Origin of the sequence: Pseudotabrizicola formosa, assembly GCF_002900965.1 — a bacterium.
Classification (GTDB): domain Bacteria; phylum Pseudomonadota; class Alphaproteobacteria; order Rhodobacterales; family Rhodobacteraceae; genus Pseudotabrizicola; species Pseudotabrizicola formosa.
The window spans coordinates 446,989-460,353 of sequence record NZ_PJOM01000003.1; the positions used below are offsets into that span (position 1 = coordinate 446,989).

The window sequence follows — 13,365 nt, forward strand, 5'->3', positions numbered from 1 at the left end:
ATGTTTGCCATTGTCACAGCGGGGCCTTCGGCCATCGGGCGCAGGTTGGTCACGGCGCTGGCCGGGGCCGGGTATGATGTGGCCTTTACCCATCTTGGTGCAGCCGAAGCTGCCGTCGATCTGGTGGCAGAGGTCGCAGCGCTGGGCCGTCGTGCCCGCGCGTGGGAGTCGGATGCGGGCGACGAGGGGGCCGTGCAGCGCCTGCATGCCGAGGCGGTAGACTGGGCCGGAGACGCGCCGGACGTGCTGGTGAACAATGCCGGTATCCAGACCTGGGCCGGTCTTCTGGACCTGCGGGCCGATCAGTGGGATGCGGTGATGCACACCAATCTGCGCGGGACATTCCTGAACACACAGGCGGCAGGGCGGGCCATGGTCGCGGCGGGCAAGGGGGGCAGCATCGTGACGCTTGGGTCTGGCTGCAACAAGCTCGCCTTCCCGAAACTGGTGGATTACACCGCCAGCAAGGGCGGGATCGAGCAGTTCACCAAATCCGCAGCGGTGGAACTGGGGCCGCATGGTATCCGCGTCAACTGCATCGCGCCGGGGGCCATCGCGACCGAGCGCACGGCGGCCGAGGCGGGCGATTATGCGGCCACATGGTCCAAGGTCACGCCGTTGCGCCGGGTGGGCACGCCCGATGACATCGCCGGGCCGCTGTTGTTTCTGTGTTCAGAGGCGGCCAGCTTTGTCACCGGGCAGACGATCTGGGTCGATGGCGGCGTATTTTCGCAGGCAACATGGCCCTATGATCTGTGATCTGGCCCGCCTGTGACGCCGGGGGCCGATAATGCTTGCAACATGAAACGCTGCGCCTAAATCACCCCCTATGACACAGACCGCCCTGATCGTGGCCCATGGCCAACCTTCCGACCCCGAACCTGCCGAGGCCGCGCTGGCCGCGCTTGCTGCTGATGTGGCGGCGCATTTGCCCGGCTGGCAGGTGGGGTCGGCCACGCTGGCGGCCGAGGGCAGGCTTGCGGACGCCCTGTTGCGGGCGGGGGATGCGGGCGGGCTGGTCTATCCGATGTTCATGGCGGATGGCTGGTTCACCCGGCAGCATCTGCCGGAACGGCTCGCCAAGGCCTGTGCGGAGGCCCTGTTTGACACCGGGCACTGTGACCGGACAGGGTGCGGTGGCGCGGCGGGCTGCGCGCGCTGGCGTTGCCTGCTCCCTTTCGGGCTGGACCTGGAGGTGCAGAACCTGGCCCTGCGGGTGCTGCACGAGGCCGGGGTGCCGCCGGGGGGCGAGGTTTTGCTGGCGGCCCATGGCTCGGGTCGCAGTTCGGCCCCGTCGGATGTGGCCAATGCCGTTGCAGGGCGGTTGAAGGAAGGTCTTCTGCTGGCGCGCTGTGACGCCGCCTTCATCGACCAGCACCCGCGGCTGGCCGAGGTCAGCGGATACCGTGCCGACGCGGTTTGCCTGCCCTTCTTTGCCGCAGAAGGCGAGCATGTCACCGACGACTTGCCCGCGGCCCTGAGCGAGGCCGGATTCAAGGGCCCTGTCCTGCCGGCCTTGGGGCGTGATGCGCGGGTGCCCGGGCTGATTGCAAGCGCCTTGCGCCGCGCGGCACAGGGTTCAGGCGAGCAGTGATCTGCTGTGCGCGGCCAGCACCTGACGGGTGTCGGACCAGAGTGCGGGTAAGGTCGAAACCAGTCGGGCGGTCTCTTCATGGTCGGCCGCGTCGATGGCCCGCTCGAGGGACGACAGCGCATCCCGCAAGGCAGTCGCGCCAAAGATGGTGCAACTGCCCGCCAGATGGTGGGCGATCCTGGCCGTTTCGGCATCAGGGTTAAGCTCTGCGCCGATCCGGGCGATCGTTTCGCCGCCTTCGGCCAGCATCCGGTCAATGAGGGAGGCCGCAAAAGGCTTGCCCACACCGTCGGCGAGGGCATCCAACTCGGTCTGTTCCACGGGATCAGCGACCGTGCTTGCAGGCAGTGGCGCATCGCCGTGCAGCTGCGCCAGCAGTTGCTCGCGCCTGACCGGTTTGGTCAGGCACACATCCAGCCCGGCGAGCCGGAACGCCTCCACATCTTCGGGCAGGGCATGGGCCGTCAGGGCGATGATGCGGGCCTGCATCGATGCGCCCCCGGCCCGGATGCGGCGTGCCGCTTCGATCCCGTCCAGCCGGGGCATGGAAATATCGGTGATGATCAGGTCGAACCGGGTCTTTGCCGCAAGTGCCACACCTTCGATCCCATCTGTCGCCTCGGTCACCCGGTGGTTCAGATCGCTCAGCGTGCGACGCAGCAAAAAGCGGTTGATCTCGTTGTCCTCGATCAGCAGGATCTCCATTCCCTGCTTGTCGGATAGCGGGGGCAGGGTGGGCCTGCCCGGCATCTGCGCCAGTGGCGGGGCAGGTTCGGCGACAGGGTCGGGGACAGATTCGGCGGCGGGCAGCGGCAGGCGCAGCCAGAACAGGCTGCCTTCGCCGGCTTCGCTTTCGGCACCGATCGTGCCCCCCATCGCCTGTGCAAGCCGCCGCGCGATGCCCAGCCCCAGCCCGGTGCCGCCCGCTTCGCGCCCGAACGAGGAATCGACGGTGGCAAAATCGTCAAACACCCGGTCCAGATCGCTGTGTGGAATGCCGATGCCGGTATCGATCACCCGGAATTCGATCATCTGCGCCCCGGCATTGGCCGCGGTGGTGCCGGCCCGGTGCGACAGGCGTTCGCTTTCCACAGTGATGGTGCCGTTGCGGGTGAACTTGACCGCATTGCCGATCAGGTTCAGCAAGATCTGCTGCAAGCGTCCCGGATCGCCGCGCACAGTGCCAAGCGGGCCCGAAAGGGGCACATGCCGCAGCACATTGCCACCGGCGCGGGCGATGCCTGCCTGATTGGCCAGACAATCCTCGATCAGCTGATCCAGCGCAAAGGGTGTGTCAGACAGCCGGATCTGACCGGCGGCGGTGCGCGACAAGTCCAGCACGGAATCGACATGTCCCAGCAGGATGGTGCCCGACACTTCCATGATCCGCAGCAGTTCGCGCTGATCCTCATCAAGGCTTGTGTTGCGCATCAGGTCCATCGAGCCGATCAGCCCGTTCAGCGGAGTACGCATCTCGTGACTCATCACGGCCAGAAACTCCGCCTTGGCCTTTTCGCCTGCCTGCGCCCGTGTCAGGGCCTCTTGCAGGGCCTGCCGGTCTTCCAGCCGCTGCGAGATATCGCGCAGGAAGCTGACGACAAGAGCCCCACGGTTCAGGTCGCGGATCGCCAGCGACGCTTCCAGCGGAATGGCCCTGCCATCGGCGCGGCGGGCGGTCATCTCGAATCGTTGCGGGCCAGAACTGGCCGCAGCTGTGGTGATGGCACGCAGGCGGGCGGCGTAGGCCTCCTGATGTTCGGGGGCAAACAGGAGGGGCACGATCTGCCGGCCCAGAACCTGACCGCGTGACAGACCGAACATCGCCTCGGCCACATGGTTGAACTCGACCACCCACCCACCCCGGTTCGTCACCACAATGGCATCGGGAGAGGTGGCGATGATCAGTTGCAGCCGTTCGCCCGCGATCTGGTTTTCGCGCGCCTGTTGCCGGGTCACGCGGAACAGCCGGGTCGCCATGACGGCCAGCAAGACCAGCAAAAGGATGGTGGTCACAACGGCCATGGCAAGAAGTGTCAGGGTCTCCTGCACTCTGGCGCGGGACGCATCCGTGTTTGCCGAAAACATCAGCAGCGAGTCGAGCGACAGATCCCGTCCCAGCCGCTGCACCTCGACGCTTTGCGCCTCCATTTCTGGGAGGGCTGCCATAAGCGCCGCATCATCGGCGTCAATCGCGCTGACCCAGCGATCGGCATAGGCCTGCATTGCGTTCAGCCGGCTCAGGTTTTCGGGCTGCTGAATGAACCCGGCATAGAGCGGACTTTGTTCCAGCATCTGCAGACGGCTGTACATCACGTTGAACCAGCGCCGCACATCGCCAAGGCTGGCCCGTCCGGCCTGCGCCTTGACCAGCGCGCTTTGCAGACGCAGCACCTCGACTTCGGTCTGCATCATGACCCATTGGCCATTGTCGCTGTCCGCGAGATCAAGGTCATCCAGTCGGTCGCGCACATCCAGCGCCAATGTGCCGATGATGGCCAGCAACCCCAACACAAGGCCGACAATCGCCATGGTGCGCAGCGATCCGGAGACCGGCCCGCGCGAAATGAATGGGGAAAGTGTCATCGCAACCCTTGCATCTGCGGGCCAAAGTCAGGCTAGACTATATCCTAGTACATTTTCATAGCGAAGTGACGCCCCTGAAAATGCGACTGTCCGCGGCAAATCGAAGGGAAATCACACCGTGCGGATGCTTTTGGCCGATGATCATGATCTGTTCCGTGAATCGGTCTCGGCAATGCTGGGGGCGGATGGCGGCATTGTGGTTGTATCGGTCGCCGGGGTGCAGGACGCGCTAGAGTGTCTGGCGCAGCAATCTTTTGATCTGGTCGTGCTGGATTACCAAATGCCGGGCATGGACGGTCTGGAGGGGTTGAAAAAGATCCGGGCTGCGGTTCCGGCGCTGCCCGTGGCGGTGATGTCGGGGACCATCCGCCGCGACCTGGCGCAAGAGGCACTTGCCTGCGGCGCGGTCGGCTTTGTTCCGAAAACCCTGGGCATCAAGGCGTTGATCGCGGCCATCAAACGCATGGCAACCGGTGAGATTTTCGCACCGATGTCAATGCTGGAAGATCCGCCGCCGCCCAACGCCGCGCTGGAAGATCTGACGCGGAGGGAGCGCGAGGTGCTGGAAGGGATCTGCGACGGCAAGTCCAACAAGGAAATAGCGCGCGACCTTGATGTTCAGGAAGTGACTGTCAAGCTGCACGTCAAGACCTTGGCGCGCAAACTTGGGGCGCGCAACCGCACCCATGCCGCCATGATCGCACGCAATGCCGGGTTGATCCGACCCTGACCGCCACCCCGGGTTGGGGCGGGACGCGCAGGGCCGGAGCGTGGCGCAGGGGAGGGAGATTTTTCTTCTCCGCCCCCCGCACAGGGCCGGTTGACCCTGAACGCGCGATCCTCTATTTCCGGCAGCAGAGCGCGGGCGTTGTGTAATGGTAAGACCTTAGCCTTCCAAGCTAAAGACGCGGGTTCGATTCCCGCCGCCCGCTCCAACTTCCCTGTTATGTCTCTGCCGGGTTTGCCTTGTTCCAGCGAATGGACGACCACAGGGCGATGCCGATCAGGGTTGCGCCGCCCAGACCCGTGATCACTTCGGGAATGTGGACCAGGGTCTGGACATACATGATCACCGACAGGATCAGGATGGCATAGAATGCGCCATGTTCCAAATAGCGGTATTGCGCAAGCGTACCGCGTTCGACCAGCATGATGGTCATCGACCGCACATACATCGCCCCGATGCCCAGCCCGATGGCAATGATGAACAGGTTTGACGACAGGGCAAAGGCCCCGATGACACCATCAAAGCTGAAGCTGGCGTCGAGCACTTCCAGATACAGGAAGGCACCCAGACCACCTTGGGCGGCCCCGGTCAGCGCTTGCTGGCTGCGGTCCAGAATACCACCCAGCACCTCTACCAGCAAAAAAGTCAGCAGGCCCCAGATTGCCGCATGAAAGAAGGTCGTTGCATAGGCTGCACCCTTCTGGCCTTCGATCACCTTGGAGAACGCCAGCATCACCACCAGCACAAAGGCGATCTCGATGCCCTTGACCGAAGAATAGGTGGACACTTTTTCCTCAAGCCAGCGCACCCAATGGACATCCTTTTCGTGGTCGAAAAAGAACGACAGCGCCACCATCATCAGGAAGGTGCCGCCAAAGGCCGCAATCGGCAGATGCGCTTCCATCATGATGCGGCTGTATTCTTCCGGTTGGCTTGCGGCCATAACCAGCGCCGACCATGGGCCGACATTGGCGGCGATCACCACGATCAACAGCGGAAACACGATCCGCATGCCGAACACCGCGATCAGAATACCCCAGGTCAGGAACCGCTGTTGCCAGACCGGGGTCATGTCCTTGAGCTTGTTGGCATTGACGATAGCATTGTCGAACGACAGCGAGATTTCCAGCACAGCCAGGACGCTGACAATGAAGAACACCTTCATGGCGCCGCCAAAGGTGTGCTCGGTGCTGAACCCCAGCCAGAGTCCGAGAGCCAGGCCGATCGCCGTGACGATGAAGGCCCATGTGAAATAGGACAGCGACGAGCGCTGCAGGGTATCTGAGGAAGACATGAACAAGTGACCGCGCGGCATGTTGCGGTTCAGGTGCCGACATCGCAGGATTGCCGCAAAGTCCTGCCAGAGGGGCCCGGTCACCCGTTGGCCGAGTCTATGCGCCCAAAAAGGGCATCTTGCAAGCTTCGGCTTCGGGGGCGGCGGGGCGCAGGAACCCCTGACGGACATCAGCAAAAACAGGGCGTGGGGTAAGGGGCCACTGTCTCCAATGGCCCCTTGTGTGGGGCATGCCGTTATTTGCGGGTGATCCGCCCGTCCAGATAGGGGGTGTAGGGTTGTGACTTTGCCAGATATTCCGCCATGACATCTGCCAGATCGGGGCCGAAGTCATAGGCGTTGCTGGCGTCGACAAACATGCGATAGCCATCGCCACCGCCGCGCACATAGTTGTTCGACACCAGCATGTACTCTGCCGCCGGATCAATCGGTGCCCAGGCGTCACCACCGACCAGAACCATCACATCTGAAACCCGGCTGCCCACAGGTTGCGCCGGATCGAAGGTGTATTTCATCCCCGCCACCTGGGCAAAGCGGCCTGCGCCATCTTCCAGACCGCTGACGCCGTTTTCCAAGGCCGCCACAATCGCCTCTCCGGTCACGGTAAAGGTCGACAGGGTGTTCTGGAACGGCAGCACGCTCAGCGCCTCGCCCATGGTGACAGGCCCGGCGTCGATCGAACTGCGCAGACCGCCGCCATTGGTGATGGCGATGGTCACGCCCTGGTCTTTCACCCGGTCGAGCATGGCGTCGGTGACCAGATTGCCCATCTGGCATTCGCCCTGACGACAGGTTTCGCGGCTGCCATCAATCGCCTCTGCCGTTTCACCGATGACTGTCGATTTCAACTCTTCGATCGGGCCGGCCAGTTCTGTCACCCGCGCTTCAATCGCCGGGTCAGGGGTGACACTGGCATCAAGCAGGATGGTGTCGCCGCCCGCATGGATCAGCGTTCCGTCATCGGCAAAGGTCAGTTCCAGATGGCCGAGGTATTTGGAATAAGCATAGGCCTGCACCACCGGCACCATGGCCCCAGACTCCTGGCTGACCCAGGTCGGATAGGCCCCGGCGCGATCAGGGTCGCTTGCGGACAGATAGGTATGGCTGTGCCCGCCCACCACCGCGTCAATCCCGGGCACGGCAGCGGCAATCTCTTGATCGCGCGCATAGCCCACATGGGTCAGCGCGATGATCTTTGTGACACCTTCGGCTTCCAGGGTCGCCACATCGGCTTTCAGAGAGTCAATCTCGTCCTGAAAGATCACCGACGGGCCAGGGCTGGAGGTTTCAACCGTGTCGGTCGCCAGCACCGAGATGATCCCGATCTTCTCGCCACCGACCTCCAGCACCACATGGTTCTGCACCCGGCCGGCCAGCACATTCGACTGGCTGACATCCAGATTGCCCGAGATCACCGGAAAGGTCACCTTGTCAAGAAAGCCCGCCAGCCCTTCGGGACCATCATCAAATTCGTGATTCCCCAGCGCCATGGCGTCAGGCTTGATCTGTTCCATGAACTCGGCCTCAACAGCGCCCTTGTAGGTGGTGTACATCAGGCTGCCCTGAAACTGGTCACCGGCGTCCAGAAAGATCACATTCTGACCATCGGCGGTCAGGCTGTCGCGCAGCTCGTTGACCTTGGTGGCCACCCGGGCGATGCCGCCAAAGCATTTGTTCTCGGCGGCGTCTTCGGCAGAGCAGGTTGAATCGAACGCGTTGACCGCTTCGATCCGGCTGTGCAAGTCGTTGATATGCAAAACGTGAAGCGTGTAATCGGCCTGTGCCGCCCCCGCTGACAGCGCCATGGCCGCAGCGGACCCAAGCAAACGGTATTTCATCAAATGGCTCCCTTATTGGTTGATCGGACAAGCGTGACTCGCAAGATCGGCGGAGTCAAACCCGTGTCGAATTTCCCGCCAGACCTGACCTTGCGTCACCTTTGCAACTGCCCGGTGACAGTGGGTGGTGCCGCAGTTGCCATTGACCAAGGCTCTTGCAATGTGCATGGAAAGTCATGCTGATTTACAAGATCTTCCGCCGCCCCGAATGGGATGCGTTCCGCGCCGCCGGTGAAACCGCTGGCGCTCCCGTCGATCTGGCGGATGGGTTCATTCATTTCTCGACCGCGGCACAGGTGGCCGAAACCGCGGCGCGCCATTTCGCCACCGAAAGCGATCTGGTGTTGGTGGCATTTCGCAGCGGCGCGCTGGGCCCTGACCTCAAATGGGAGCCATCGCGGGGCGGGGATCTGTTCCCGCACCTGTACCGTCGGCTGACGTTGGCCGATGTGGTCTGGGACAAATCGCTGCCCCTGGGCGCGACAGGACATATTTTTCCCGAAGGTGTATGGTGACCCTGATCGAACGCGCGGGACTTGCCATCCTGCACCGGCTGGACCCTGAAATAGCACATGGCCTGTCGCTACGGGCGCTGAACAGCGGCGTGGTGCCATTGCCTGGCGAGGTGACATCGCCGCGTCTGGCCTGCACGCTGGCGGGCATGCGCCTGGCCAATCCGGTCGGGCTTGCCGCCGGGTTTGACAAGAATGCCACCGCGCTCGGGCCGCTGTCGCGTGCGGGATTCGGTTTCATGGAGGTCGGGGCCGCTACTCCCTTGCCGCAACCTGGCAATCCAAAGCCACGGCTGTTCCGCCTGACCGAGGACCGGGCCGCCATCAACCGCTTTGGCTTCAACAATGACGGAATGGAGGCGATTGCCACGCGTCTGGCAAAGCGCCCCCGCACCCTGCCCATCGGGCTCAACCTGGGGGCAAACAAAACCTCGACCGATCGCGCCGCCGATTTTGCCAATGTGCTTGCGACCTGCGGGCCGCATGTGGATTTTGCGACCGTCAATGTCAGTTCGCCGAATACCGAAAAGCTGCGGGATCTGCAGGGGGCGGCAGCCCTGACCGCGCTGCTGGCGCGGGTGATGGAAGTGCGGGAGGCGCTTGTCACGCCGATCCCGGTGTTTTTGAAAATCGCCCCCGACCTGACACTGGATGAGATCGCCGAAATCGGGGGAATCGCGGTGGCGGCCGAGTTGGCCGGCATCATCGCAACCAATACCACTCTGTCACGAGATGGTTTGAAAAATGCATCCCGCAGCGAAATGGGCGGTCTTTCCGGCGCGCCCTTGTTCGAAAAGTCTACGCGGGTGCTGGCGCATCTGTCGCTGGCCACCAAGGGCCAGATCCCTTTGATCGGGGTGGGTGGTATCGGCAGTGCCGAGCAGGCCTATGCCAAGATCCGCGCCGGGGCGTCGGCAGTGCAGCTTTACACTGCGATGGTCTATGAAGGCATCGGCATTGCCGGCCGCATCGCCGAGGGTCTTGATGCGCTGCTGGCCCGAGACGGGTTCGAAACGGTTGCGGCAGCATGCGGAAGTGGCCGTGCAGACTGGCTGTGACCCGGACTGGCTTTGCCGCTGCAAGTTGCACCGTTTCCAGATACGCAGTGTTGTGCCGGTAAAACCGGCCTGCCGCTCGGCACATTCGCCGATCGCCGGCTCTTGAATTTGATCAAATTCCCGGCAATACTGCGGCAGCCAGAGGGATCACCATGTCACAGACCATTGCCGGAGTGCCGACCGACCGCCTGACGGCCTTTGCCGCGCGTGAGGCGCAACGCTATGCCCGGTCGCGTCCAAAATCGGCCAAGGCGCTGGCCGATGGGGCTGGAACCTTCCTCAACGATGTGCCGATGCATTGGATGCGCGACTGGCCGATGCCGCATCTGCCATTGGTCGCAAAGGCCAAAGGGGCGCGGATCACCGATATTGACGGCTATGGCATCGACGACTTCTGTCTGGGAGACACCGGCAGCATGTTTGGCCATTCGCCCAAGCCCGTGGCCGATGCGATCCGCAAACAGGCGCGCAATGGACTGACCTATATGCTGCCGACCCAATCTGCGCTGGAGGCGGGTCGTTTGCTGACCGACTGTTTCGGGGCCTTCCGCTGGCAGATCGCCACCACGGCCACAGACGCCAATCGCTTTGCTGTGCGCGTGGCGCGGGCGGTAACCGGGCGGCCAAAGGTGCTGGTGTTCAACGGCTGCTACCATGGCACGCTGGATGACACGATGGTCGAACTTGCACAGGGCCGCACGGTCAACCGCCCCGGCCTGGTCGGGCAGGTGCAGGATCTGAGCCTCGGCGCTGTGGTCTGCGAATTCAACGATCTGGCCGGGGTTGAGGCTGCGCTGGCCAAGGGCGACGTAGCCGCCATCCTTACCGAGCCGGTGATGACCAATTCCTGCATGGTCCTGCCCGATCCAGGTTTTCACGATGGGCTGCGCGCGCTCACGCAGCGCTATGGCACGCTGCTGATCATGGATGAAACCCATACGCTTTCCACCGGTCTGGGCGGGTATACGCGGACGCATGGGTTGTCGCCTGATATGTTCGTCGTTGGCAAATGCGTGGCGGGGGGGATGCCTACAGCGGTCTGGGGCATGACCGAACCTGTTGCCGCGCGCTTTGCGACCTATGACGCCGCGCGACCGGCGGGCCATTCGGGCATGGGCACCACCCTGTCGGCCAATCCGATGCAATTTGCCTGTCTTGTGGCCACCTTGTCCAAGGTCATGACCGAAGACGCCTATGCCCATATGGACAAAGGGGCAGGCCGGCTGGCGGCGGCTTTGCAGGCGTCGATCCTGAGCCATGGCGCGCCCTGGCATGTGGTGCGGGTCGGCGCGCGGGTAGAGTTCATCTGTGCCCCGGGCCCGTTGCGCAATGGGGCAGAGGCCGCCACCGCGCATCAGCCGCAGGTCGAAGCCGCCATGCACACCGCGCTGCTGAACCGGGGCTGCCTGATCGCACCGTTTCACAACATGATGTTGGTCAGCCCGGCCACCCGACCGCGCCAGATTGACCGACTGGGTCTGGCCTTTGACGAAATCCTGTCCGAACTTTTTGCCTGAGTGTCCCATGACCGCATTGCACCGCCCCTCCGGTTCGACCATCGCCGAGGCCGAAGCCTTCCTTGCCGCCCATCCGGAAATCGAAGCGTTTGACATCATCTTGCACGATTCGAATGGCATTGGCCGCGGCAAGATCATCCGGCGCCACGAATTGTTGTCATTTTACAAGAATGGGCGGCATTTGCCGATTTCTATCCTGGGTCTGGATATCTGTGGCGAGGATGTGCATGAAACCGGCCTGATCTGGGATCAGGGCGATGGCGATCTGCGGGCCTGGCCGATTCCGGGCAGCCTTGTGCCTTTGCACAATACCACACCGCCGCGCGGTGAGGTGCTGATGTCGATGTATGATCTGGACGGCAAACCAATGCCCTCGGACCCACGCCATGCGCTGAAGCGGCAGATCGATGCGCTGGCAGGCGAGGGCCTGTTTCCGGCCGGCGCGTTTGAGCTGGAATTTTTCCTGTTGGCCAATGAGCGCAGGTCTGATGGCAAGATGCAGCCCGCGCGGGATGTGCTCGATGGGCGCAAATCGTCCAAGACCGAGGTCTACTCGGTTGACCATCTGCACGGCATGTTGCCGCTGTTCTCCGATATCTACGCCGGGGCTGCCAAGGCGGGCATCACCGCCGAGACGATGATTTCCGAATATGCGCCCGGCCAGTATGAGCTGACCCTGCATTACCGCACCGATGTGATGCAGGCGGCGGATGATCTGATGCGGCTCAAGCGCATCGTGCGGGCTCAGGCACGGGCTCATGGCGTGACCGCCTGTTTCATGGCCAAGCCAAATGAGGATTACGCCGGGTCCGGCATGCATTTCCACGTCTCGATGATGGATGACACGGGCACGAATGTCTTTGTCGAGGCGGAGGAGGGGAAGTGGAACCCCACGATCCTGCACGCCTTGGGCGGCTTGCGCGCGACCATGGGGGAATCGATGCTGGTCTTTGCCCCACACGCCAATTCCTGGCGGCGCTTTGCGGCGCAAAGCTATGCGCCGGTCAGCCCGACCTGGGGGGTGAACAACCGGTCTGTCGCCCTGCGGATTCCGGCGGGGGATATCAACGCGCGACGGATTGAACATCGGCCGGCCGGGGTTGATGCAAACCCCTATCTGGTTGCGGCAACTGTATTGGCAGGTATCCGTCACGGTCTGCAGCACAGCATGGACCCGGGGCCGGAAACGGTTGGTAACGGCTATGAGGCGGGACAGGATGCGCCTGCAATCCCTCTGGACTGGCGGCAGGCGATCGAGGTGGCAAAGGCTTCTGTCTTCCTCAAGGATGCCTTGGGGGAAGATATGCACCGCACCTTTACCGCCATCAAGGCCGCCGAATATGCGCGGGTGATGCGAACCGTGTCAGAGGTCGATTTCGATCTGTATCTGCACACGGTGTAGAGATGCAAAAGCCCGGCCAGAGTGCCGGGCTTTTTGATAAGGGCGAAGCGCTTACATGTTGGCGGGCTGCGGAAAGCCCAGCACATGATATCCGCCATCGACATGGATCACCTCGCCGGTGGTCGAAGCCCCAAAGTCCGAGCACAACCATGCGGCTGTTCCGCCAATCGCATCGAGCGTCGCATTGGCGCGCAAGGGCGCGTTTTCCTCGGTGTGGCGATAGGTGGCGCGCGCGCCACCAATGGCCGCGCCTGCCAAGGTTTTCATCGGGCCGGGCGAAATGGCATTCACGCGGATCTTTTGCGGCCCAAGATCATTGGCCAGATAGCGCGTGGCTGATTCCAGCGCGGCCTTCGCCACACCCATCACATTGTAATTCGGCGACACCCGGTTCGAGCCCTGAAAGGTCAGGGTGATCAGGCTGCCGCCCTCTGGCATCATCTCGGATGCGCGGCGCGCCACGTCGATGAAAGAGAAGCACGAGATCGTCAGCGAGTTCTGGAAATTCCCGCGTGAGGTGTTGATGAAGCGGCCCGTCAGTTCATTCTTGTCGGAAAATGCGATGGCGTGGATCAGGAAATCCATCGTGCCCCAGCGGTCCTTCAGCGCGGCAAAGCAGGCATCCATGCTGTCGTCATTGGTCACATCGACATCAACCAGCAGATCAGACCCGACCGAGGCTGCCAGCGGCTCCACCCGCTTGCCGAAAGCATCACCCTGATAGGAAAACGCCAGCTCTGCGCCCTCATCCGCGAGGGTCTTGGCAATGCCCCAGGCGATCGAGCGTTCGTTCGCCACGCCCATGACAAGCCCGCGCTTGCCCTTCATCCATCCGGCCAT

Annotated in this window: 11 protein-coding genes and 1 tRNA gene; 8 read left to right on the forward strand and 4 right to left on the reverse strand. The window is 62.9% G+C overall.

Features of this window, described 5'->3' with window-relative positions; all coding sequences use genetic code 11:
- Window positions 1–759: an SDR family NAD(P)-dependent oxidoreductase gene (locus tag CXR43_RS13370; protein WP_103334550.1), complete on the forward strand. Its 759-nt coding sequence runs from the start codon at window positions 1–3 to the stop codon at window positions 757–759.
- A 70-nt stretch (window positions 760–829) separates the two neighbouring features.
- A complete protein-coding gene (locus tag CXR43_RS13375; protein ID WP_103334551.1) occupies window positions 830–1,594 on the forward strand; it encodes a CbiX/SirB N-terminal domain-containing protein in 765 nt (254 codons plus the stop codon).
- Here CXR43_RS13375 and CXR43_RS13380 read toward each other — a convergent pair.
- Complete coding sequence (locus tag CXR43_RS13380) at window positions 1,580–4,177, reverse strand: ATP-binding protein (RefSeq protein ID WP_103334552.1); 2,598 nt, start codon at window positions 4,175–4,177, stop codon at window positions 1,580–1,582. The two genes, CXR43_RS13375 and CXR43_RS13380, sit on opposite strands and share 15 nt — an antisense overlap.
- 124 nt (window positions 4,178–4,301) lie before the next feature.
- On the opposite strand from CXR43_RS13380, the gene CXR43_RS13385 reads away from it, so the two are divergent.
- Both CXR43_RS13385 and CXR43_RS13390 read left to right on the forward strand, forming a co-directional pair.
- Complete coding sequence (locus CXR43_RS13385) at window positions 4,302–4,907, forward strand: response regulator (protein ID WP_354001015.1); 606 nt, start codon at window positions 4,302–4,304, stop codon at window positions 4,905–4,907.
- A gap of 131 nt (window positions 4,908–5,038) precedes the next feature.
- Window positions 5,039–5,112: transfer RNA gene (locus CXR43_RS13390), tRNA-Gly, on the forward strand.
- A gap of 9 nt (window positions 5,113–5,121) precedes the next feature.
- Here CXR43_RS13390 and CXR43_RS13395 read toward each other — a convergent pair.
- Complete coding sequence (locus CXR43_RS13395; RefSeq protein WP_103334731.1) at window positions 5,122–6,198, reverse strand: DUF475 domain-containing protein; 1,077 nt, start codon at window positions 6,196–6,198, stop codon at window positions 5,122–5,124.
- A 236-nt stretch (window positions 6,199–6,434) separates the two neighbouring features.
- A complete protein-coding gene (locus CXR43_RS13400) occupies window positions 6,435–8,036 on the reverse strand; it encodes a bifunctional metallophosphatase/5'-nucleotidase (RefSeq protein ID WP_103334554.1) in 1,602 nt (533 codons plus the stop codon).
- A 176-nt stretch (window positions 8,037–8,212) separates the two neighbouring features.
- On the opposite strand from CXR43_RS13400, the gene CXR43_RS13405 reads away from it, so the two are divergent.
- From CXR43_RS13405 to CXR43_RS13420, 4 genes are all read left to right on the forward strand, one after another.
- Window positions 8,213–8,551, forward strand: coding sequence for a DUF952 domain-containing protein (locus CXR43_RS13405; RefSeq protein WP_103334555.1), 339 nt, complete (start codon window positions 8,213–8,215; stop codon window positions 8,549–8,551).
- Window positions 8,548–9,606: a quinone-dependent dihydroorotate dehydrogenase gene (locus tag CXR43_RS13410; RefSeq protein WP_103334734.1), complete on the forward strand. Its 1,059-nt coding sequence runs from the start codon at window positions 8,548–8,550 to the stop codon at window positions 9,604–9,606. The genes CXR43_RS13405 and CXR43_RS13410 overlap by 4 nt, the downstream gene beginning before the upstream one ends.
- 152 nt (window positions 9,607–9,758) lie before the next feature.
- On the forward strand, window positions 9,759–11,123 hold the full coding sequence (locus CXR43_RS13415; protein ID WP_103334556.1) for an aspartate aminotransferase family protein: 1,365 nt from the start codon (window positions 9,759–9,761) through the stop codon (window positions 11,121–11,123).
- Window positions 11,124–11,130: 7 nt separating this feature from the next.
- Window positions 11,131–12,525 (forward strand): glutamine synthetase family protein, encoded by a 1,395-nt coding sequence (locus CXR43_RS13420; protein WP_103334557.1) that lies wholly within the window; start codon window positions 11,131–11,133, stop codon window positions 12,523–12,525.
- Between the two features lie 51 nt (window positions 12,526–12,576).
- Here CXR43_RS13420 and CXR43_RS13425 read toward each other — a convergent pair whose 3' ends face one another.
- Entirely contained in the window at window positions 12,577–13,365 is a 789-nt protein-coding gene (locus tag CXR43_RS13425) for an enoyl-ACP reductase FabI (protein ID WP_103334737.1), read from the reverse strand.

Bases quoted from the DNA above. Each gene is read 5' to 3' on its own strand.
- CXR43_RS13370 (WP_103334550.1), top strand. From the start codon at position 1: ATGTTTGCCATTGTCACAGCGGGGCCTTCGGCCATCGGGCGCAGGTTG.
- CXR43_RS13375 (WP_103334551.1), top strand. From the start codon at position 830: ATGACACAGACCGCCCTGATCGTGGCCCATGGCCAACCTTCCGACCCC.
- CXR43_RS13380 (WP_103334552.1), bottom strand. From the start codon at position 4,177: ATGACACTTTCCCCATTCATTTCGCGCGGGCCGGTCTCCGGATCGCTG.
- CXR43_RS13385 (WP_354001015.1), top strand. From the start codon at position 4,302: ATGCTTTTGGCCGATGATCATGATCTGTTCCGTGAATCGGTCTCGGCA.
- CXR43_RS13395 (WP_103334731.1), bottom strand. From the start codon at position 6,198: ATGTCTTCCTCAGATACCCTGCAGCGCTCGTCGCTGTCCTATTTCACA.
- CXR43_RS13400 (WP_103334554.1), bottom strand. From the start codon at position 8,036: ATGAAATACCGTTTGCTTGGGTCCGCTGCGGCCATGGCGCTGTCAGCG.
- CXR43_RS13405 (WP_103334555.1), top strand. From the start codon at position 8,213: ATGCTGATTTACAAGATCTTCCGCCGCCCCGAATGGGATGCGTTCCGC.
- CXR43_RS13415 (WP_103334556.1), top strand. From the start codon at position 9,759: ATGTCACAGACCATTGCCGGAGTGCCGACCGACCGCCTGACGGCCTTT.
- CXR43_RS13420 (WP_103334557.1), top strand. From the start codon at position 11,131: ATGACCGCATTGCACCGCCCCTCCGGTTCGACCATCGCCGAGGCCGAA.
- CXR43_RS13425 (WP_103334737.1), bottom strand. From the start codon at position 13,365: ATGGCCGGATGGATGAAGGGCAAGCGCGGGCTTGTCATGGGCGTGGCG.